Source organism: Citrobacter sp. 506, assembly GCF_050434985.1.
Lineage (GTDB): Bacteria > Pseudomonadota > Gammaproteobacteria > Enterobacterales > Enterobacteriaceae > Citrobacter > Citrobacter braakii.
The window spans coordinates 94,787-115,178 of the sequence record NZ_JBNDJN010000005.1; the positions used below are offsets into that span (position 1 = coordinate 94,787).

Consider the following 20,392-nt stretch of genomic DNA (forward strand, 5'->3'; position numbering starts at 1 on the left):
TTATCGCCCTTCTTATTGAAAGGACGCAAGAGTGAAAAAGTACCTTCTCCTGGTGTTGCTGGCAGCACTCTCCCCTGCTTTCGCCACTACCGTACAAAATCTCGATTCCGTGCCCAGCGCCATTCAACACCCGGAAGGTAAACAGATTTTTGCTGAGCAAATGGCGGGAGCAACCCCAGCCAAAGGATTTGGCGAGCTTCCACAGGGATTATCTGAGAACGCGTGGATTGCCTGGGTTGCGCCGAATGAAGATCCTGACAACCTGATCCTCACGGGTGCCAAAGCCTGGGGCAAAGACGGCAAATATATCGGTGTCGCCTGTTTCGCCGACAATCCGGCCGACGCCGGGCAGGCAAAGAAATACGCGGATAACAACTGTCCGGAAAACTACAGCAACGGGCGCGCCAATAAATTATATCTCGGCGTTTTTTCCTGGCAGAACCAACAGCTAACGCCGATTGCACGCTCGGAAAAACCATTAAACCAACTCTCTGAGTGGAATAAAACCGCCGAAAAAGAGAGCGATGATGAGTCCGTCAGACCGCTGGCCTATTATACAAAACTGGATCTGGCACCGTACCGGATCGCACCCGATACGCTGGCGTTTGGGGTGCGCGGTGGATACTCTGAGGCGTATTCCGGCGGCGGCGCATTTTATGAAGTGCTGGAGCTCTATGCGATCAAAGACAACAGGATAATCAACGTGTATTCCGACCTTGTTTATCAATATACGGACATCGCCGGAGAGTGGAATAAAGACGGTACAAGACAGCACGACATCAGCGAAAGTAAATATATCCTCAAAATGCGTTCGGCAAAAACGCACGGGTTTTATGATTTAGAGAGAGTAAACCTGCAGGATAAAAGCAGCCAAATATTCCGCTGGTCTGAATCGCTGCAGCGATATGCGCCATAACCAACCAATAAGGCCGACATCGTTCCGAACGCTGTAGGCCATTATCCTTTATATCTCGCCGTTAAATTCAGGAGCGGAAGCGCTATCCGGCCCTGGCATAGAGTTTTTGATTGCAGTCCATCGTTTCCCCCGCCGTCATGTTCAGGCCTAACAACCACCTGAATTATATGGTTATTCACCTTTTTATCTTCATCGCTATTTTTCGTAACGTTAATAATATTAATATTACATTTTTGTTTTTTTTTGGTTTCTGCCATCACTTTATGGTGACAATCACAACAATATACTTCTCCTGGGACTAACTTAACCACGGTGAGGTAAAAAATGAAATTTGAACGCCATCATAGAATATTGAAAGAAATCAGTATTTCGGGAGTTGTAAAAGTTTCAAATCTGGCGAAAAGTCTCAAGGTAACAAAAGAAACCATTCGCTCAGATCTCAATGAACTTGCCGGACAGGGATATCTCACTCGCTGTCATGGTGGTGCATTTATTACCCTTGATTCTCTTGATAACGTTGCAAAAAACGAAATTGCTTATGTGCTGGAAAAATATGAATCAGCGCAGAAAATAAAAAAAGGTCTCTCTGCCATGAAAAATAATGTATGTGTTATTGGCTCGTTCAATGTTGATATTATCAGTTACCTACCGAGGCTACCCTCGACAGGAGAATCATTACTTGCCGATAAATTTATTTTTTCGCCAGGCGGTAAAGGATGTAATCAAGCATTAGCAGCAAGCTATGCCGATTCTGATGTGCATTTTATTACTAAAGTAGGGTCAGACCATTTTAGTGATTACGCCATTAATTTTATAAACTCATCAAAAATCCATAAAAGTGTAATCTACCAGACCAAAGAAACACAAACTGGTACAGCTACCATCATGGTGAATGGAGATACCGGGGATAACGTCATCGCTATCTATCCCGGTGCTAATATGACAATTTCACCTGATGAAATCACCATACAAAAAGAAGCCATTACTCATTCAGATATTGTACTTGTACAACTGGAGACAAATTACGAGGCGCTTCAGCAAACAATTCGTCTCGCACAAAAAAATGACATACCGGTAATTATCAATCCAGCGCCATACAATGAAATGGTCAATACCATCATTGATGACATCGATTACATTACGCCAAATGAAACCGAAGCTGGTCTCCTGGCAAACATGTCCGTCAATGACATTGAGTCAGCCAAATGTGCAGCGAAGATTATTCATCAGAAAGGTGTAAAAAATACCATTATTACTTTAGGTAGCAAAGGATCTCTCGCTTATGACGGAACGCAATTCATCTATTCTCCGGCATTCCCGGCAGTTGTAAAAAATACCGCAGGAGCTGGCGACGCCTTCAATGGCGCACTCGCATCTGGCCTTGCTAAAGGAAAATCACTGGCATCCGCATTATGCTACGCCAGCGCATTCGCCTCGCTTGCTGTTGAAACACCCAATGCCTCTGACATGCCAGAAAACGAATCCGTTCTACATCGCATTCAGAGTTCACATTACAAACAAACTATCTCAACTCACTAAATCAAGGAGCAGACTATGAACAATACGCAGAAAAAACTAAAGGTGCTCTTTATTGGAGAATCCTGGCATATTCACATGATTCATTCAAAAGGTTATGACAGCTTTACCTCCAGTAAATATGAAGAAGGCGCTACATGGTTACTGGAATGCTTAAAGAAAGGTGGTGTGGAAATTGATTACATGCCTGCTCACACCGTACAAATCGCATTTCCAGAAAGCATTGATGAACTAAACCGTTATGATGTCATTGTCATTAGCGATATCGGCAGCAATACATTCCTGTTGCAAAACGAGACATTCTATCAGCTCAAAATAAAGCCAAATGCTCTGGAATCAATTAAAGAGTACGTCAAAAATGGTGGTGGTCTGCTTATGATTGGCGGCTATCTGTCATTTATGGGTATTGAGGCAAAGGCCAATTACAAGAACACCATTCTTGCCGAGGTCTTGCCAGTTATTATGCTTGACGGCGATGACCGAGTAGAAAAACCAGAGGGTATCTACGCTGAGGCTGTCTCGCCTGAACATCCTGTTGTAGACGGATTCTCAGACTACCCGATATTTCTTGGATATAACCAGGTTGTCGCCAGAGAAGATGCTGATGTCGTATTAACAATAAATAATGACCCTCTATTAGTGTTCGGTAAATACCAACAGGGTAAAACCGCCTGTTTTATGAGTGACTGTTCGCCGCACTGGGGAACTCAGCAATTCATGTCCTGGCCGTTTTATACCGACCTGTGGGTTAACACGCTTCAATTCATCGCCAGAAAATAAAAAAACAATGGAGTAACGAAAGTTACTCCTTTTATAAAATATAAGGATTGATGTATGAACAAGAATAAGTACTCAACCCCCTTACTGATGCTTGCAACCATCTTAGCCGGTATGCTTTCCCCAATGCAGTCTGCCGTTAATGGGCAATTGGGACACTGGTTGCAGGATGGTAATGCTTGCGCAGTAATCTCTTTCGCCAGCGGTCTGGTCGTCATGTTTTTTATTATTATTGCGCGTAAAGAAACACGCCATCAATTCGCGTCGATCCCTACGCTGATTAAAAAGCGGAAAATCCCCTTGTGGAATTGGTTTGCCGGGTTATGCGGGGCGATGGTCGTATTTTCTGAAGGCGCATCAGCCAGCGCGTTAGGCGTTGCCACTTTTCAAACTGCTTTAATTTCCGCCCTGCTCCTTTCCGGCCTGTTGTGCGACCGTTTTGGCGTCGGTGTGGATGAGAAGAAATATTTCACGCCATGGCGCGTTACTGGCGCATTGTTCGCTGTTATTGCCACGATTTTTGTCGTGTCGCCACAGTGGCACTCAACCTCGTTTATCCTGCTGGCTATCCTTCCATTTTTGGCAGGATTACTCGCTGGCTGGCAGCCTGCGGGGAATGCCAAAGTCGCCGAGGCAACGGGATCCATGCTGGTTTCCATTACCTGGAACTTCATCGTCGGCTTTTGTGTCCTGGGTGCAGCGCTGGCGATACGTGTCGCATTAGGGCATGTCACCGTCCAGTTACCCGATACGTGGTGGATGTATCTCGGTGGCCCGCTGGGTCTGCTGTCCATCGGGCTGATGGCGATTCTGGTCAGAGGCTTAGGACTATTAATGCTGGGTGTCGCTTCTACCGCGGGTCAGTTACTGGGATCGGTGTTGATTGATGAGTTAATCCCATCATTAGGCAATACGGTCTATCTGGTCACCATCATCGGTACATTATTCGCGTTAGTAGGTGCAATTGTTACCACCATCCCCGAATACAGAGCATCCAAAATGGCGAAAAAAATGGAGGTGTCAGGATGAAAGGCTTCCTGCAAACCGTAACGGGCCCAGTGGCACACTCAGAAATGGGTCTGACGCTACCGCATGAGCACCTGTTTAACGATTTGTCATCCGTTGTTGACGAGCCACAGTATGCTTTTTCACAGCAGTTGGTGGGAAAGAAAGTCAGTGCTGACCTGCAGTGGGGACTGAAACACGACCCGTACTGCTGCGCCGATAACATGGACAGAAAAGAGATTGATGATGTCATCTTTGAAATCAATAACTTCATGTCACTGGGAGGCAGGACGATTGTCGACGCGACGGGTTCTGAATCTATTGGTCGGGACGCCACTTCATTGCGGGAAGTGGCATTAAAAACTGGTTTGAATATCGTTGCTTCTTCAGGACCTTATCTGGAAAAGTTTGAAAGCGCCAGGATCCACAAACCTGTCGAGTTATTAGCCTCACTTATTGATAAGGAACTGAATCAGGGGATTGGCGAGACGGATATTCGCGCCGGTATGATCGGTGAAATTGGCGTATCACCCGCTTTTACCCAAGCTGAGCGCAACAGCCTGCGCGCGGCGTCTCTGGCACAACGTAATAATCCCCATACGGCAATGAATATCCATATGCCAGGGTGGCTGCGGCTGGGTGATGAGGTACTGGATATTGTCCTTGAAGAGATGAACGTCTCTCCGGCAAAAGTTTCGCTGGCGCACTCAGACCCTTCAGGAAAGGATGTTGCCTATCAACGTAAAATGCTTGACCGCGGCGTATGGCTTGAATTTGACATGATTGGTCTGGACATTACTTTTCCCAAAGAAGGTATCGCCCCAGGTGTTCAGGACACCGCAGATGCGGTAGCAAATCTGATTGAACTGGGTTACGCCGACCAGATCGTATTAAGCCATGATGTTTTTCTAAAACAGATGTGGGCAAAAAATGGGGGGAATGGTTGGGGATTTGTCCCAAATGTTTTCCTCGCCTATCTGGCTGCCCGTGGCGTAGATAACGATACTCTTCGCAAGCTCTGTATTGATAATCCGGCGCGGTTACTCACGGCGTAACTAACATATAGCCCGGCGCCTGATGCCGGGCTATTAATCAACAATCAGTAACCCGCCGTTAAATCATCCACGGAACGCGGGTCGGACGCGCCATACAGTGCGCCATCCGGTCCAACCATAATGCTCTGCGTGCTGCCCATCGCTTCTTTCAGCGCCACTTTCTGTCCTTTTTGCTCCAGCAGCTTAATTGTATCCGGGCTGAAGCCCTTCTCAATACGAAGCTCATCCGGCAACCACTGATGATGGAAGCGTGGTGCGTTGGTCGCTTCGGCGACGTTCATCCCGAAATCAATGCTGTTGACCACCATTTGCAGCACAGTAGTGATAATTCGACTCCCGCCTGGGCTGCCGGTAACCAGCCAGGTTTTCCCATCTTTTACCACGATAGTCGGCGACATAGATGACAGCGGACGCTTCTTCGGTCCGACCGCGTTGGCATCGCCGCCTACCAGACCGTATACGTTCGGTACGCCCGGCTTGGCAGAGAAGTCGTCCATTTCATTATTGAGCAGAATGCCAGTGTTACCCGCCACAATACCGGTCCCGAAGGTGGTATTCAGGGTATAGGTCACCGCCACGGCATTGCCGTCTTTATCCACCACCGAGAAGTGAGTGGTCTGATTGCTTTCATACGGAGCGAGCTTGCCAGGTTTAATCTGGCTGGAAGGCTTAGCCTTGTTGATATCAATCTGATCGGCAAGCGTTTTAGCATAGGCTTTGTTGGTCAATGCCTGCCACGGCACTTTCACAAAATCGGGATCGCCCAGATACTCCGAGCGGTCAGCGTAGGCATACTTCTCCGCTTCAGCCATGACCTGCATGGCGTCGGCGCTGCCAAATCCGTATTTCTTCATATCAAAGTTTTCAAGAATATTGAGGATCTGCACGATGTGAATACCGCCAGAGGAGGGCGGCGGCATGGAGAAGACCTGATACCCGCGATAGTCACCGCTAATCGGCGTACGCTCCACGGCTTTATAGCTGGCTAAGTCCTCTTTGGTCATCAGCCCGCCGTTCTTCTGCATTTCCCCGGCGATCTGATCGGCAATAGCCCCTTTATAAAACGCATCAGGGCCGCTTTCGGCAATCATTTCCAGGCTTTTCGCCAGGTTCTTTTGTACCAGCTTATCGCCTTTTTTCAGTGGCTCGCCGTCTTTCCAGAAAATGGCTTTGCTGTTCTCGTGATTAGGGAGCACTTCACTGCCATAGGTTTTCAGATCGTCGGCCAGTGCGTCATTAACCACAAAACCCTCTTCCGCCAGCTTCATCGCCGGACGTACCACTTTGTTCAGCGGCATCGTGCCGTATTTCTCCAGCGCCAGCGAGAAACCCGCGACGGTACCCGGCGTACCGGATGCCAGATGCGACGTCAGCGACTTTTTCGCATCGGCGTTGCCCTGCTCATCAAGGAACATGTCGCGGGTCGCGCCAGCAGGGGCCATTTCGCGAAAATCAATCGCTGTGGTGTTACCGTCTTTGGTACGCAGCAGCATAAAACCGCCACCGCCCAGATTGCCCGCCTGGGGATGCGTCACCGCCAGCGCGTAGCCAACGGCCACGGCGGCATCGACGGCATTCCCACCCTGTTTAAGAATATCCACCCCCACTTGGGTGGCAAGCGCATCCACGGAGGCCACCATCCCCTGCTGCGCGCGCACGGGATGGAACACATCCTCCTCAACACCGTATGATACCGGCGGCGGTGCAGCCGGAGCGGCAGCAACGCTAAAACAACTTCCTGAGAGCAGAGCAGCAATGGCTACCCGGCGTAAAAACGTCGGTTTTATCATCGTTATTCTCCAGATGTATGGGGGTCAGCCCCCACTAAGCCTGGTGCATAACTCTGAAATAATCATCGTAACGGCGAGAAAGGAGTAAACTTAAGAGATCCCCGAGAGGAGAAAAGCGATGAAACGACTCTTACTTTTAGCCATGTTGTTGCCGTTTGCAGGCTTTGCACAGCCCATCAACACCATGAATAACCCGAATCAACCCGGTTATCAGATCCCGAGCCAGCAGCGTATGCAAACCCAAATGCAATCGCAGCAGATTCAGCAGAAAGGGATGCTCAATCAGCAGTTGCAAACGCAGACGCGTATGCAACAACAGCATATGGAAAACCAAATCAATTCCAACTCCCAGCGCGTCCTTCAGTCTCAGCCTGGCGAGTTTAATTCCAGCCAGCAGCAAATGCTGCCCAACAGCAACGGTGGGATGTTAGGTGGACCCCGTAACCCGGACAGCTCGCTGAATAAGCAACATATGCTGTCGGAGAAAAAGAACGGCGACATGCTGAAGCCCTCCAGCACGCCGCAGCCTAACGTTCCGTTAAAAACAATTGGGCCTTAACAGGGCTGGAAATCCGGACCAATCGTATCAATGGCATCGGTACAGATGCAGTCCACTCCCCAGCGTAGCAGTTCCGCCGCGCGCTGGGGTCGGTTGACGGTATACACCAGAATACGCAGCCCTGCGTCGCGCAGCGCATCCACGCGCGCTTCATCCAGCAGCTTGTGATTAAGATGAATAGAGACGCAACCCAGCCGCGTTGTCAGCTCACGCCAGTCCTCGCGCCACTCATCAAGCAGTAAGCCTCTCGGCAGTTCAGGCGCCGCCTGCTGCGCCGCTTCAAGCGCGTCAATTTCAAAGGATGACAACAGCGGTGGTGTCATTCCCGCCCACAGTTCCCGAGCGGCCAGCGCTACGGCTTTGCCGGTTAACGTTCCGGTGCCGGTGGTAGGTTTAATTTCAATATTCGCCATCATACCGTGCTGACGGCAGCGCTCGGCCACTTGCGAGAGCAGCGGTAGCGGTTCGCCTTTAAACTCACCGCTAAACCAGCCACCGGCGTCCACGCGCAATAAATCCTGCCAGTTCAGCTCGCCTGCCACACCCCAACCATTGCTGGTGCGTTCCAGGTTGTCGTCATGCAGCAAGAAGATCTCACCGTCTTTCGACAATTTAGCGTCAAACTCAATCATGGTATGCCCGTATCGCGCCCCCATGTCGATCGCCGCCAGGGTGTTTTCCGGTGCCAGCTTACCGCCGCCGCGATGGGCGACGATATGGGGGTAAGGCCAGTTACTCATACGCGTTGTCCTGTTTCGCCATCAAAAAGATGCAGATGATTTTCTGGCAGATGCAGCCACAGCGTGCTGCCTGCCGTCGGGCGATGCTGATGCGCCAGTCGCACCACCAGCTTTTGCTCACCCCAACGTCCGTGTGCCAGGTTATCCGCTCCCAGCATTTCCAGCGTGTCGACGACCAACGGCACGCCGCCTTCGGCCTGCGAGCTTAGCGCAATATGCTCCGGGCGGATACCCAACGTCATGTTGCGCCCACCAGACTCCCTCGCGCTTCTGCCGAGGGGCAACGTCATGCCGTCATCCAGTTCAAAATGGGTGCCCGAGGCGCTGATGCGCCCGTCCAGCAGATTCATCGCCGGGCTGCCGATAAAACTCGCCACAAAGCGGCTGGCAGGCTTTTCATATACCTCAACCGGCGTGCCGATCTGCTCGGCAATGCCTTTGTTCATCACCATCACCCGCTGGGCGAGGGTCATCGCTTCTACCTGATCGTGCGTCACATACAGTGAGGTGGTTTTCAGTCGGCGATGCAGATGTTGTAACTCCAGACGCATCTGTACGCGCAGCTTGGCATCGAGGTTAGACAGCGGCTCATCGAACAGGAATACCGCTGGATCACGGACAATCGCCCGCCCCATCGCCACACGCTGGCGCTGACCGCCAGAAAGCTCGCGCGGACGACGCTTGAGCAGTTCACCCAGCTCGAGAATTCGCGCCGCCTCTTTCACCCGTTCGGCAATGTGCTCCTTGCCCATCCCACGGATTTTCAGCCCCCAGGCCATATTTTCTTCCACGCTCATATGTGGGTAGAGCGCGTAGTTCTGAAAGACCATCGCAATGCCGCGATCCTTAGGCTCCATTTCGGTGACGCGTTTATTATCAATCCAGATATCGCCGCCGCTCACCCGTTCAAGCCCGGCTACCATCCGTAGCAGCGTTGACTTACCGCAGCCGGATGGGCCAACCATCACGATAAATTCTCCGTCCGCGACATCCAGCGTCAGCGGTTTAATCACCTGGGTTTTGCCGTCCCAGCTTTTGGTTACTGCCTGTAGTTTTAAACCAGCCATTTTTATTTCTCACTATCGACCAGGCCACGTACGAAGGCACGCTGCATGGCTAACACGATGATTACCGGAGGGATGAGCGTCAGCAGCATGGCTGCCATTACCTGATTCCACTGCGTGGTGCCTTCACCAGTAGCAATCATGCCTTTGATACCTGCCACCGCAGTGCCCAAATTGACATCGGTAATAATTAACAACGGCCACAAATACTGGTTCCAGCCGTAGATAAAGGTGATCACAAACAGCGCCGCCAGATTGGTTTTTGACAGCGGTAGTACAATATCGCGGAAAAAACGCATCGGTGACGCACCGTCAATACGCGCCGCCTCAACCAGTTCATCCGGCAGGGTCATAAAAAACTGCCGGAACAGGAACGTCGCAGTCGCCGATGCCATTAACGGCAGCGTCAGACCCGCATAGCTGTCGAGCATTTTCAGGTTGGCGATCACTTCCACCGTCGGGAAAATACGCACCTCGACCGGCAGCATCAGCGTGATAAAAATCATCCAGAAGAACAGGTTACGCAGTGGAAAGCGGAACCAAACGATGGCGAATGCGGAGAGCATAGAGACGGTGATTTTCCCTACCGTAATACTGAACGCCATGATGAAACTGTTGAGCATCATCAGCCAGAACGGCGCGCTGTTAACGCCCACGCCGTTGACCCAGATGTATTTCATGTTTTCCAGCAGCTGTGTGCCGGGAACCAGCGTCATCGGCGTTTCAAAGACTGCTTTGTTATCCAGCGTCGCCGCGACAAACGCGACGTACAGCGGAAACAGGATCACCATGATCCCCATAATCAACATGGCATGGCTGAATATTGTCAGCCCACGACGATTCTCAATCATTGGTAACGCACCTTACTTTCCACATAGCGGAACTGCACCACCGTCAAAATAATGACCAGGAACATCAGCACTACCGATTGGGCGGCCGAGGCGGAGAGATCCAGCCCGACAAAGCCTTCGCGATAGATCTTATAAATCAACGTAGTGGTCGCCTGTACCGGCCCACCCGCCGTGGCGGCATCGATCACCGGGAAGGTATCAAAGAAGGCATAAACCAGATTCACCACCAGCAGAAAGAAGCTGACCGGTGCAATCAGCGGCAGCGCCAGCTTAAAGAAGCGGCGAACCGGTCCCGCACCATCAATCGCGGCGGCTTCAATCAGCGACCGCGGAATAGACTGTAGTGCGGCAAAGAAGAACAGGAAGTTGTAACTAATCTGCTTCCAGACCGACGCAAACACCACCAGAAACATCGCCTGACCGCTGTTTTGCGCATGGTTCCAGTCATAGCCAAACTCACCGAGAAAATGGGTAATCAGCCCGCGCCCTGGGTTAAACAGGAAGATCCACAATACGGCGGCGACGGCGGGCGCGACGGCATAAGGCAACAGCATCAGCGTCTGGTAAAAACGGCTGCCGCGCACCACGTAATTCACCAGCGCCGCAAAAAATAACGACACCAGCAAACCGCTTACCGTGACTAACGTACTGAACTTAATGGTGGTCCAGAATGAATCAAGGTAGTACGGGTCATGAAACAGCGCGATAAAGTTTTCCAGTCCGACAAACTGGCTAGAAAGACCAAACGGATCAACGGATTGTAGTGAGTACCACAGCGCTTCACCGGCGGGCCAGATAAAGAAAATAACGGTGATAACCAGCTGCGGGGCCACCAGCAAATAGGGAAGCCAGCGCGAGCGGAACACCGGACGGGATGAAGACATGTAGGTTCTTTTCCTGGAAGGTGCCAGATTGCGGTGCACACACCGTATCCGGCCTACAAACTACACGCATTTGTAGGCCGGGTAAGTCGCAGCCGCCACCCGGCATTTCACATTACGATTTAGTCGATTGCTCAAAGCGGCGCAGTAACTGATTGCCACGCTCAACGGCAGCATCCAGCGCCTGCTGCGGGGTTTTCTTCCCGGTCCAGACGCTTTCCAGTTCTTCATCTACGATGGTGCGGATCTGCGGCATGTTGCCCAGACGCAACCCTTTGGTGAACGGCAACGGTGGCTTGTTCAGCATCTGGCGGGTGGCGATATCAGCCCCAGGGTTCTTATCATAGAAGCCCTGCTCGCGGGTCAAGTCGTACGCGGCGGTGGTAATGGGCAGGTAGCCGGTCTTCTGGTGCCATTCGGCAGCAATTTCAGGCTTCGCCAGGAAGTTGAGGAACTGCGCCACGCCTTCGTAGGTTGCTTTGTCTTTACCCTGCATCACCCACAGGCTCGCTCCCCCGATAATCGCGTTCTGCGGCGTGCCCTTCACATCGGCATCGTACGGCATCATGCCGACGCCATAGTTGAATTTGGCGTAGTGGCGGATGTCAGCCAGAGAACCGGAAGAGGCGGTGGTAATGGCACAATCCCCGTTATAGAACTTCTCGGTAGACTCGTCTTTACGCCCGAAGTAGCTGAAATCCCCTTTTTTGTTCAACTCTTCCAGCAGGGCGATATGTTTCACCTGTTCCGGTTTATTGAATTCCAGCACCGCGTCAGTACCGTCAAAGCCGTTGTTTTTGGTGGCCACCGGCAGACCATTCCAGGCGCTGAAGTTTTCAATCTGAATCCATCCCTGCCAGCCGCTGGCGTAGCCGCACTTCATGCCTGCTGCTTTCAGCTTCGCGGTGTATTCCGCCAGATCCTGCCAGGTTTTTGGCGGCTGCTCAGGGTCTAAACCGGCTTTTTTGAAGGCATCTTTGTTGTAGTACAGCACCGGCGTGGAGCTGTTAAACGGCTGGGAGAGTAAGTGTCCGCTTTTAGAGTCGGTGTAATAACCGGAAACCGTCGGCACGAACTGAGACTCATCGAAGTTAATACCAGCCTCTTTGAATACTTCATAGACCGGTTTAATGGCTTTCGAGGCCATCATCGTTGCCGTGCCCACTTCATAAACCTGCAGTAACGCAGGTGCGTTTCCGGTACGGAAAGCCGCAATACCTGCGCTCAGGCTCTGCTCGTAGTTGCCTTTGTACTGCGGAACAATTTTGTAGTCGGGATTGGCGGCATTAAAACGTTGCGCCAGTGAATCAACTTCTTTACCCAGTTCACCTTCCATTGAGTGCCAGAACGGGATAGTGGTGACGGCCAGAGCCTGACCTGCAAACGCCAGGCTAAGTGCCAGTCCTAAAGCTGTATGTCGTAACGATATCATCGGTTATCTCTCTTGTTGTGCCGGATGCGCGATATCACGCGTTTTATGCTCGCGGGGGTAACATGACATGCTCGAATGACAGAAAAATAACTTTTTTATTACAAAAAAAAGATAGTAAGGCGACAAACAGATGGCAAGGCGGTGAAAGCGTAGTGACAGGAAAATGCGGGGTGGTGCACAACAAAGCCGGGTAACGCTATGTCTTACCCGGCCAGGATGACGTTATCTGTTGCAGCCAGCAAGGAACATTAATCTTTACGCCAGCGTCGTTCATATTCATTCTGTAAACGCTGCTGTTCCCGCCGCTCACGTTCGCGCTGAATATCCGATTTCTCATCTTCCCAGCCCGGGCAGACAGAGGTGGTGAACACTTCACAGGGCGAGCTGGACTGGGCTAACGAGTTGTCCGGTTTCTCTTCCCAGATTGAAGGGTCGCGCGGGTCGAACGCTGGCGGTGTTAAGGCCAGGGTATTTGATGAAAGCGTCAAAAACAAACCGCCAATCATCATGCAGATACCGGAACGTATCATCCTTTCTCCATGTTCACTTTTATTATTGATAACTATTCTCAATAATAACATAGAGCAATAAAAAGGGGCCATATCAGGCCCCCTTGTCAATTCAGAGAATGTTAACCGCCCAGATACGCGCTGCGCACTGCTTCGTTAGCCAGTAACGCATCACCGGTGTCTTCCAGCACCACATGACCGTTTTCCAGCACGTAGCCGCGATCGGCGAGCTTCAGCGCCTGGTTAGCGTTCTGTTCGACGAGGAAGATTGTCATCCCCTGCTCGCGCAGTTGTTCGATGGTGTTGAAGATCTGCTGGATGATAATCGGCGCCAGACCCAGCGACGGCTCATCAAGCAGCAGCAGCCGCGGCTGACTCATCAGCGCACGGCCTATCGCCAGCATCTGCTGTTCACCGCCGGACATCGTGCCCGCACGCTGAATTCGACGTTCATGCAGGCGGGGAAACAGGTCATACACCCACTTGATGCGTTCCTGAAACTGGTCCTTTTCGGCAAAGAAACCGCCCATCGCCAGGTTCTCTTCCACCGTCATGCGAGAAAACACGCGACGCCCTTCCGGAACAATCGCTACCGCTTCGCGCATGATTTTCGCCGTCTGCCAGTCGGTAATGTCTTTACCATCAAAGACAATTCGCCCACTTGTCGCTCGCGGATCGCCGCACAGCGTACCAAGCAGCGTGGTTTTTCCCGCGCCGTTGGCGCCGATAAGCGTCACGATTTCACCCTGATTGATATACAAGCTGACGTCGTGCAGCGCCTGTATCTTGCCGTAGTGGGCGCTGACTTTGTCAAAGGACAACATGACTTTTTCCATATTATGCGTCACCACCATTATGCTTCACCTAAATAGGCGCGGATCACGTCCGGGTTGTTACGAATCTGTTCCGGCGTCCCGTTCGCCAGCGGCGTGCCCTGATTCACCACGTAAATACGGTCGGAAATACCCATCACCAGCTTCATGTCGTGCTCAATCAACAAAATAGTGGTGTTGTGATGGTTACGCAGTTCAGCAATCAGCTCGTCCAGCTCTTTGGTCTCTTTCGGGTTGAGGCCTGCGGCGGGTTCGTCGAGCATCAGGATTTCCGGCTGGGTCACCATGCAACGTGCAATCTCCAGACGGCGCTGGTCGCCGTAGGCCAGGTTACTGGCCTGACGGTTGGCGTGCTCCAGCAAACCAATACGCTCCAGCCAGGTGGCGGCGCGATCCAACGCTTCACTCTGCGCGCGACGGAACGACGGGGTTTTCAACAGGCCGGAGAAGACGCCGGTTTTCAGCTGCTGATGTTGCGCCACCAGCAGGTTTTCAATCACCGTCATCTCGCGAAACAGACGCACGTGCTGGAAAGTACGCACCACACCCATCCGCGCAATTTGCTGACCCGGCAGCCCTTCCAGATGCTGGTCGCGCAGTTTAATCGTCCCACCCGTCGGCTTATAAAAACCGGTCAGACAGTTAAAGACCGTGGTTTTTCCCGCGCCGTTTGGCCCGATTAACGAGACGATCTCCTGTGGTCTCAGCTCCAGTTCAACGTTGTTTACCGCCAGCAGACCGCCGAAGCGCATCATCAGGCCGTTGACGGATAATAATGGCTGACTCATGCCTGCTCTCCTTTTGCTTCCCCGTTTTTCAGCTTCAACTGCGGACGGGTCATCGGCAACAAGCCCTGCGGACGCCAGATCATCATCAGTACCATTAAACCACCCAGCATTAACATGCTGTATTCATTGAAATCACGCATCAGCTCGCGTGACACCACCAGCAGGATGGCCGCGAGGATCACTGCGAACTGTGAGCCCATTCCGCCCAGTACTACAATCGCCAGCACAAAGGCCGACTCGGCAAAGGTGAAGGATTCCGGGCTGACAAAACCCTGACGCGCGGCAAACAACGTACCGGCAAAACCGGCAAACGCGGCGCTGATGGTAAAAGCGGTCAGCTTGATACGCGTAGGGTTTAAGCCCAGCGAGCGACAGGCAATTTCATCTTCGCGCAGCGCTTCCCACGCACGACCCAACGGCATACGCAGCAGACGGTTGATGACAAACAGCGAGAAGACCACCAGCAGCAGCGCCACCAGATAAAGGAAAATCACGCGGTCAGAGGGATCGTACTTCACGTTAAAGAAGTTGCTGAAGGTATCCCAGCCACCTTCACGGGCAGTACGGCTGAACTCCAGACCGAAAAAGGTCGGTTTCGGGATCTGGCTGATACCGTTCGGACCACCGGTCACTTCGGTGTTGTTGAGCAGCAGGATACGGACGATTTCGCCGAAGCCTAAAGTCACAATCGCCAGATAGTCACCGCGCAGGCGCAGTACCGGGAAGCCGAGCATAAAGCCCGCAGCAGCGGAAACCAGCCCCGCCAGCGGCAGACAGGTCCAGAAGCCGAGTCCGTAATAGTGGTTCAGCAGCGCGAAGGTGTAAGCACCGATGGCATAGAAGCCGCCGTAACCCAGCACCAGCAGACCGGAAAGCCCCACCACCACGTTTAAGCCGAGGCCGAGGATGATATAAATCATCGTCAACGTGGCAATATCAACCGTACCGCGCGACACCATAAACGGCCACGCCACGGCAATCACCAGCAGCGCCACCAGGAACAGCTTCTGTTTAACGGTGGAGCCATCAATCGCCGGCAGAATAAACTTCGGTCCGGAGACGCTCTTCAGGCCCTTCTGGAAAGCTGGACGCAACAGTTGGAAGAGAAAGACCACGCCAGTGCCGATAAACACCCACTGCCAGCGGATATCCGCGGCGGTATCCACCACCAGTTTAGTGCCGTCAAGCTCCAACTGGACGCCCATAAAGACGCCCGCCAGGATGAAGAACATAGCGGCAGAGAGCAGCGCCATTGCAAAATGCATCGGTTTCATACTTTCTCTACCTCCGGGCGACCCAGAATACCGGTCGGCATCACCAGCAGCACCAGAATCAGCAGCGCGAATGAAACCACGTCTTTGTATTCGGTACTCAGATAAGCAGAGGAGAGCGCTTCCGCGACACCCAGAATCAGGCCGCCGATCATCGCCCCAGGAATGCTGCCGATGCCGCCCAGTACCGCCGCGGTAAAGGCTTTCATCCCGGCCATAAAGCCGATATAGGGGTTAATTACGCCGTAGAACTGGCCGAGCAGTACGCCCGCTACCGCCGCCATTGCCGCGCCAATCACAAAGGTCAGTGCAATCACGCGATCGGTATTTATGCCGAGCAGGCTGGCCATTTTCAGGTCTTCCGCGCAGGCACGGCAGGCACGGCCCATACGGGAGTAACGGATAAACAGCGTCAGCGCCAGCATCGCCAGGAAGGTTACAATCCAGATAACCAACTGCATGGTGGTGATGGAAGCAGAGAAGTTTTCGCTACTGCCGACGGTCCACTGGCCGTTAAACAGGCTGGGCAGCGCCACATCGCGCGAACCTTCCGTCAGGCTGACGTAGTTTTGCAGGAAGATGGACATCCCGATAGCGGAAATCAGCGCGATCAGGCGCTTAGAGCTGCGCACGGGCCGATACGCTACGCGTTCAATGCTCCAGCCGTAGGCGCTGGCAATCACAATCGCGCCGACAAAGCCCGCCGCGACCAGTAGCCAGCTGGAATCAATACCCATCATCATTAGCGCAGCGATGATCATAAAGGAGACATAGCTGCCGATCATATACACCTCGCCGTGGGCGAAGTTGATCATGCCGATAATGCCGTACACCATCGTGTAACCGATAGCGATCAGCGCGTAGGTGCTTCCCAGCGTGACGCCGTTAAACATCTGCTGCAAGAAATAGAGGAACTGCTCGGACATAAGGTAACCTTTCTTAACCCGCCCGTTTTGCACGGGCGGTGGGATAACTCGTCTTCAGCTATTACTTCGCGACGGTCGATGATCCGTCCGCGTGCCACTGGAAGACACCAAACTCAAATCCCTTCAAATCGCCTTTTTCGTCCCATTTCAGCGGCCCAATCACGGTGTCAGCCCCGTGTGCTTTCAGATCTTTCACCAGATCCAACGGCTCTTTGCTACCGCTGCGATCCATTGCGGTCGCCAATGACTGGACGGCTGCATAAGTGATCCACACGTACGGCCCGGTTGGATCTTTCTTGTCAGCTTTGAGCGCATCGACGATAGCTTTATTCGCCGGATCCTGGTCATAGCGTTTTGGCATGGTCACCAGCATGCCTTCAGCGGCATCACCGGCAATATTAGACAGCGACGCATTGCCCACGCCCTCAGGTCCCATAAACTGGGTATTCAGCCCGACGGAGCGAGCCTGGCGCAGCATTTGTCCCATTTCCGGGTAGTAGCCGCCGTAATAAACAAAATCGATATTTTCTTTTTTAAGGCGGGCGATCAGCGCAGAAAAATCTTTTTCCCCGGCAGTGATCCCGTCAAAGAAGACGATATTGGCTTTGCTCGCTTTCAGGCTCTCCTGCACTGAACGCGCCAGGCCTTCACCGTATTGCTGTTTATCGTGAATGATGGCGATGCGTTGCGGCTTCACCTTCTCCAGAATGTATTTCGCGGCGGTCGGCCCCTGAGAGGAGTCCAGGCCCGCTGTACGCATAATGTGTGCGTAACCGCGCTGGGTCAGTTCCGGGTTGGTCGCGCCCGGGGAAATCATCAGAATGCCTTCGTCTTCATAGATATCTGATGCGGGCTGCGTGGAAGATGAGCACAGATGACCAATAACGTACTGAATGCCGTCATTGACGATTTTGTTCGCTACCGCAACGGCCTGTTTCGGATCGCAGGCGTCGTCATATTCGACGGCAACGAGTTTGTCGCCTTTGACCCCGCCTTTGGCATTGATATCTTTAATGGCCTGACGTGCGCCATTAAATTCCATATCACCCCACTGCGCGACCGGACCTGACATCGCCCCGACAACAGCGACCTTGATATCCTCCGCCATGACCGCGTGTGACATTGCCAGTGCTATCACCCCTGCGATGATTGTTTTCGCACTCCGTTTCATTTTCCTGAATCCCCATTCGTGATGATGTATATATTTTGTATTTATGTGGTTAAAAAGCAGACTGTGCTTTTTTTGAACTGCACTATTTTTACCAGTCTCGTTAATGGTTTAGCGCAGTTTTTTAAGCAAATTACGGCTAAAATCTCTATTTTTCAGTCGATTAAGAAAAGATAATATTCTGCTTTTCACTATAGATAAACAAAAAAAAGTGCATTTGTCAGCATAAAATAACGGCACAAAGAGCGGAATAAAATGCTGCATTCCAGGGTATTATCCTGCCTGTTTTTCAATCTCTACTGTTTCAATCTGTCATTGTCGTTGTTACAAAACTATTAACCTGGTTAATCGCATTAAAAAGAGAAAGCATCCGGGCGAATTATTTCGGTACACTGATTCCATCTTTTGTGATTTGGACATGCTGTTAATGAAGCTGACCATCGTTCGTTTAGATAACTTTAGCGACCAGGACCTGATTGATCTGGGCAAAATCTGGCCGGAATATTCCGCCTCATCATTAAGCGTAGATGAAACGCACCGGATCTACGCCGCACGCTTTAACGAGCGTCTGTTAGGTGCCGTGCGAGTAACCCTGAGCGGCACACAAGGCGCACTTGATTCATTGCGCGTGCGCGATATCACCCGCCGTCGCGGCGTCGGGCAGTATTTGATCGAAGAAGTGATCCGGGAAAACCCTGACGTGAGTTCGTGGTGGATGGCCGACGTCGGCGTTGAAAACCGCAGCGTGATGGCCGCATTTATGCAGGCAACAGGGTTTGCAGAGCGGGAGAATGGATGGGAGAAACGGTAGAAAACCGCCCCCAACCAATTGTATTACGAGTATTTTCCCAAGAATTTTGTGTTGCAGGCAGGCGGCAAGTTATAAAATCCCCGGAGCTTACATAAGTAAGTGGCCGGGGTTGAATAACGCAGCCAACACACCTGCGGCACGAAAGGCGCCGGGAAAATCACTTGGCGTCTGTCGCCGTCCCGTTTGCATGCCAGTCAAACACGCCGAATTCGAAGCCTTTCAGGTCGCCCTTCGCATCCCATGACAGCGGCCCCATCACAGTTTCCACCGAGTTTGCTTTCAGATACTTGGCAATTTCAGCCGGATCGTCAGACTGGTTCAGACCGGCCTGCAAAGATTGCAGCGCGGCGTAGGTGGTCCATACGAATGCACCACTCGGATCCTGTTTCTTGGCTTTGATAGCATCTACGATGGGTTTGTTCGCTGGAACCTGGTCGTAGTTCTTCGGTTTCGTTACCAGTAAGCCTTCTGCTGATTCACCGGCGATGTTAGACAGCGACACGTTCGCTACACCTTCTGGCCCCATAAACTGGGTTTTCAGACCCGCGGCGCGTGCCTGGCGCAGGATTTGCCCCATTTCCGGGTGGTAACCGCCGTAGTAAACGAAATCGATGTTCTCTTTCTTCAAACGCGCTACCAGCGTAGAAAAATCTTTTTCCCCGGCGGTGATCCCGTCAAAGAACACCACGTTGGCGTTACCCTTTTTCAGGCCATCCTGCACCGCGCGGGCCAGGCCTTCACCGTACTGCTGCTTATCATGAATAATCGCGATGCGCTGCGGCTTCACTTTTTCAACGATATATTTGGCGGCCGTTGGGCCCTGATCGGAATCCAGACCCGTGGTACGCATCACCAGGCTATAGCCGCGCGCGGTCAGCTCCGGTGCCGTTGCCGCTGGAGTGATCATCAGAATACCTTCGTCTTCATAGATGTCTGACGCAGGCTGAGTGGAAGAAGAGCACAGGTGACCGATTACATATTTAATCCCGTCGTTGACCACTTTGTTCGCAACCGCTACCGCTTGTTTCGGGTCACAGGCATCGTCATATTTCACCATGACCAGTTTGTCACCTTTCACGCCGCCCTTGGCGTTGATATCCGCAATTGCCTGCTCTGCGCCGGTAAATTCCTGATCGCCATACTGCGCTACCGGGCCAGACATCGCCCCCACAACAGCAATTTTAATATCTTCTGCTAATGCCATGTTGCTGAATGCGAGTGCAATACATCCTGCCAGTAACGCTTTACCCTTCATTTTCATCCTGAGGTTCCTCATTGTTATGGTTGTTGCATTTGTTGTGATGTTGTTATTTAGCACATTATTCTGATATTGGCGTCACACCAAGTATAAGACATTGATATTTAGGCATGCTGACCGTGCATTTTCAGCATACTCTGCTAAAACATACCCCATTTTTATGGATTTGAAACGTGAATTTTTGCGATGACATAACATATAGGTGACAAAACTATAAATATC

The 20,392-nt window shown here is 51.9% G+C and carries 20 protein-coding genes; 7 read left to right on the forward strand and 13 right to left on the reverse strand.

Annotation, left to right across the window (positions count from 1 at the left end):
• Positions 1–31: 31 nt before the first annotated feature.
• The 5 genes from ABIE10_RS18170 to ABIE10_RS18190 all read left to right on the forward strand — a co-directional run bounded on the left by ABIE10_RS18170 (position 32) and on the right by ABIE10_RS18190 (position 5,289).
• The gene (locus ABIE10_RS18170) at positions 32–916 is read left to right on the forward strand and encodes a hypothetical protein (protein ID WP_429156501.1); all 885 of its coding nucleotides are present in this window, start codon (positions 32–34) and stop codon (positions 914–916) included.
• Positions 917–1,240: 324 nt separating this feature from the next.
• Positions 1,241–2,455, forward strand: a complete 1,215-nt coding sequence (locus ABIE10_RS18175; RefSeq protein ID WP_216403576.1) for a PfkB family carbohydrate kinase — start codon at positions 1,241–1,243, stop codon at positions 2,453–2,455.
• 15 nt (positions 2,456–2,470) lie between these two features.
• Entirely contained in the window at positions 2,471–3,232 is a 762-nt protein-coding gene (locus tag ABIE10_RS18180) for a glutamine amidotransferase (RefSeq protein ID WP_049283109.1), read from the forward strand.
• A gap of 54 nt (positions 3,233–3,286) precedes the next feature.
• A complete protein-coding gene (locus ABIE10_RS18185; RefSeq protein WP_049283110.1) occupies positions 3,287–4,258 on the forward strand; it encodes a DMT family transporter in 972 nt (323 codons plus the stop codon).
• Entirely contained in the window at positions 4,255–5,289 is a 1,035-nt protein-coding gene (locus ABIE10_RS18190; RefSeq protein WP_279265442.1) for a phosphotriesterase family protein, read from the forward strand. The genes ABIE10_RS18185 and ABIE10_RS18190 overlap by 4 nt, the downstream gene beginning before the upstream one ends.
• A 44-nt stretch (positions 5,290–5,333) precedes the next feature.
• Here the strand turns inward: ABIE10_RS18190 and ggt are convergent, their stop codons facing one another.
• Complete coding sequence (gene ggt / locus ABIE10_RS18195) at positions 5,334–7,079, reverse strand: gamma-glutamyltransferase (protein WP_046274514.1); 1,746 nt, start codon at positions 7,077–7,079, stop codon at positions 5,334–5,336.
• 118 nt (positions 7,080–7,197) lie between these two features.
• Between ggt and ABIE10_RS18200 the strand changes: the two genes are divergently transcribed.
• Entirely contained in the window at positions 7,198–7,638 is a 441-nt protein-coding gene (locus ABIE10_RS18200; RefSeq protein ID WP_210591410.1) for a DUF2756 family protein, read from the forward strand.
• On the opposite strand, the gene ugpQ is transcribed toward ABIE10_RS18200, so the two are convergent.
• From ugpQ to livK, 11 genes are all read right to left on the reverse strand, one after another.
• Positions 7,635–8,378 (reverse strand): glycerophosphodiester phosphodiesterase, encoded by a 744-nt coding sequence (gene ugpQ, locus ABIE10_RS18205; RefSeq protein WP_047501430.1) that lies wholly within the window; start codon positions 8,376–8,378, stop codon positions 7,635–7,637. The genes ABIE10_RS18200 and ugpQ overlap by 4 nt on opposite strands.
• The gene (locus ABIE10_RS18210; protein ID WP_016154829.1) at positions 8,375–9,445 is read right to left on the reverse strand and encodes a sn-glycerol-3-phosphate import ATP-binding protein UgpC; all 1,071 of its coding nucleotides are present in this window, start codon (positions 9,443–9,445) and stop codon (positions 8,375–8,377) included. The genes ugpQ and ABIE10_RS18210 overlap by 4 nt, the downstream gene beginning before the upstream one ends.
• Before the next feature lie 2 nt (positions 9,446–9,447).
• A complete protein-coding gene (gene ugpE, locus ABIE10_RS18215) occupies positions 9,448–10,293 on the reverse strand; it encodes a sn-glycerol-3-phosphate ABC transporter permease UgpE (RefSeq protein ID WP_003023450.1) in 846 nt (281 codons plus the stop codon).
• Positions 10,290–11,177, reverse strand: coding sequence for a sn-glycerol-3-phosphate ABC transporter permease UgpA (ugpA, locus tag ABIE10_RS18220; RefSeq protein WP_016154830.1), 888 nt, complete (start codon positions 11,175–11,177; stop codon positions 10,290–10,292). The genes ugpE and ugpA overlap by 4 nt, the downstream gene beginning before the upstream one ends.
• Before the next feature lie 112 nt (positions 11,178–11,289).
• A complete protein-coding gene (gene ugpB / locus ABIE10_RS18225; protein WP_429156506.1) occupies positions 11,290–12,606 on the reverse strand; it encodes a sn-glycerol-3-phosphate ABC transporter substrate-binding protein UgpB in 1,317 nt (438 codons plus the stop codon).
• 248 nt (positions 12,607–12,854) lie between these two features.
• Entirely contained in the window at positions 12,855–13,136 is a 282-nt protein-coding gene (locus tag ABIE10_RS18230; RefSeq protein ID WP_019078125.1) for a hypothetical protein, read from the reverse strand.
• A gap of 101 nt (positions 13,137–13,237) precedes the next feature.
• On the reverse strand, positions 13,238–13,951 hold the full coding sequence (gene livF / locus ABIE10_RS18235; RefSeq protein WP_085951092.1) for a high-affinity branched-chain amino acid ABC transporter ATP-binding protein LivF: 714 nt from the start codon (positions 13,949–13,951) through the stop codon (positions 13,238–13,240).
• A 17-nt stretch (positions 13,952–13,968) separates the two neighbouring features.
• Entirely contained in the window at positions 13,969–14,736 is a 768-nt protein-coding gene (gene livG, locus ABIE10_RS18240; protein ID WP_003023438.1) for a high-affinity branched-chain amino acid ABC transporter ATP-binding protein LivG, read from the reverse strand.
• Complete coding sequence (gene livM, locus ABIE10_RS18245) at positions 14,733–16,010, reverse strand: branched chain amino acid ABC transporter permease LivM (RefSeq protein ID WP_016154835.1); 1,278 nt, start codon at positions 16,008–16,010, stop codon at positions 14,733–14,735. The genes livG and livM overlap by 4 nt, the downstream gene beginning before the upstream one ends.
• Positions 16,007–16,933, reverse strand: coding sequence for a high-affinity branched-chain amino acid ABC transporter permease LivH (gene livH, locus ABIE10_RS18250; RefSeq protein WP_003023435.1), 927 nt, complete (start codon positions 16,931–16,933; stop codon positions 16,007–16,009). Before livH ends, livM begins: the two co-directional genes overlap by 4 nt.
• A 61-nt stretch (positions 16,934–16,994) precedes the next feature.
• Positions 16,995–18,104, reverse strand: coding sequence for a high-affinity branched-chain amino acid ABC transporter substrate-binding protein LivK (gene livK, locus ABIE10_RS18255; RefSeq protein WP_429156510.1), 1,110 nt, complete (start codon positions 18,102–18,104; stop codon positions 16,995–16,997).
• 424 nt (positions 18,105–18,528) lie between these two features.
• Here livK and panM point away from each other — a divergent pair, with 424 nt between their 5' ends.
• Positions 18,529–18,912: an aspartate 1-decarboxylase autocleavage activator PanM gene (gene panM, locus ABIE10_RS18260; protein ID WP_429156790.1), complete on the forward strand. Its 384-nt coding sequence runs from the start codon at positions 18,529–18,531 to the stop codon at positions 18,910–18,912.
• Positions 18,913–19,069: 157 nt separating this feature from the next.
• Here panM and livJ read toward each other — a convergent pair whose 3' ends face one another.
• On the reverse strand, positions 19,070–20,173 hold the full coding sequence (livJ, locus tag ABIE10_RS18265) for a branched chain amino acid ABC transporter substrate-binding protein LivJ (RefSeq protein ID WP_101700395.1): 1,104 nt from the start codon (positions 20,171–20,173) through the stop codon (positions 19,070–19,072).
• Between the last annotated feature and the right edge of the window lie 219 nt (positions 20,174–20,392).

Bases quoted from the DNA above. Each gene is read 5' to 3' on its own strand.
- ABIE10_RS18175 (WP_216403576.1), top strand. From the start codon at position 1,241: ATGAAATTTGAACGCCATCATAGAATATTGAAAGAAATCAGTATTTCG.
- ABIE10_RS18180 (WP_049283109.1), top strand. From the start codon at position 2,471: ATGAACAATACGCAGAAAAAACTAAAGGTGCTCTTTATTGGAGAATCC.
- ABIE10_RS18185 (WP_049283110.1), top strand. From the start codon at position 3,287: ATGAACAAGAATAAGTACTCAACCCCCTTACTGATGCTTGCAACCATC.
- ABIE10_RS18190 (WP_279265442.1), top strand. From the start codon at position 4,255: ATGAAAGGCTTCCTGCAAACCGTAACGGGCCCAGTGGCACACTCAGAA.
- ggt (WP_046274514.1), bottom strand. From the start codon at position 7,079: ATGATAAAACCGACGTTTTTACGCCGGGTAGCCATTGCTGCTCTGCTC.
- ABIE10_RS18200 (WP_210591410.1), top strand. From the start codon at position 7,198: ATGAAACGACTCTTACTTTTAGCCATGTTGTTGCCGTTTGCAGGCTTT.
- ugpQ (WP_047501430.1), bottom strand. From the start codon at position 8,378: ATGAGTAACTGGCCTTACCCCCATATCGTCGCCCATCGCGGCGGCGGT.
- ABIE10_RS18210 (WP_016154829.1), bottom strand. From the start codon at position 9,445: ATGGCTGGTTTAAAACTACAGGCAGTAACCAAAAGCTGGGACGGCAAA.
- ugpE (WP_003023450.1), bottom strand. From the start codon at position 10,293: ATGATTGAGAATCGTCGTGGGCTGACAATATTCAGCCATGCCATGTTG.
- ugpA (WP_016154830.1), bottom strand. From the start codon at position 11,177: ATGTCTTCATCCCGTCCGGTGTTCCGCTCGCGCTGGCTTCCCTATTTG.
- ugpB (WP_429156506.1), bottom strand. From the start codon at position 12,606: ATGATATCGTTACGACATACAGCTTTAGGACTGGCACTTAGCCTGGCG.
- ABIE10_RS18230 (WP_019078125.1), bottom strand. From the start codon at position 13,136: ATGATACGTTCCGGTATCTGCATGATGATTGGCGGTTTGTTTTTGACG.
- livF (WP_085951092.1), bottom strand. From the start codon at position 13,951: ATGGAAAAAGTCATGTTGTCCTTTGACAAAGTCAGCGCCCACTACGGC.
- livG (WP_003023438.1), bottom strand. From the start codon at position 14,736: ATGAGTCAGCCATTATTATCCGTCAACGGCCTGATGATGCGCTTCGGC.
- livM (WP_016154835.1), bottom strand. From the start codon at position 16,010: ATGAAACCGATGCATTTTGCAATGGCGCTGCTCTCTGCCGCTATGTTC.
- livH (WP_003023435.1), bottom strand. From the start codon at position 16,933: ATGTCCGAGCAGTTCCTCTATTTCTTGCAGCAGATGTTTAACGGCGTC.
- livK (WP_429156510.1), bottom strand. From the start codon at position 18,104: ATGAAACGGAGTGCGAAAACAATCATCGCAGGGGTGATAGCACTGGCA.
- panM (WP_429156790.1), top strand. From the start codon at position 18,529: ATGAAGCTGACCATCGTTCGTTTAGATAACTTTAGCGACCAGGACCTG.
- livJ (WP_101700395.1), bottom strand. From the start codon at position 20,173: ATGAAAATGAAGGGTAAAGCGTTACTGGCAGGATGTATTGCACTCGCA.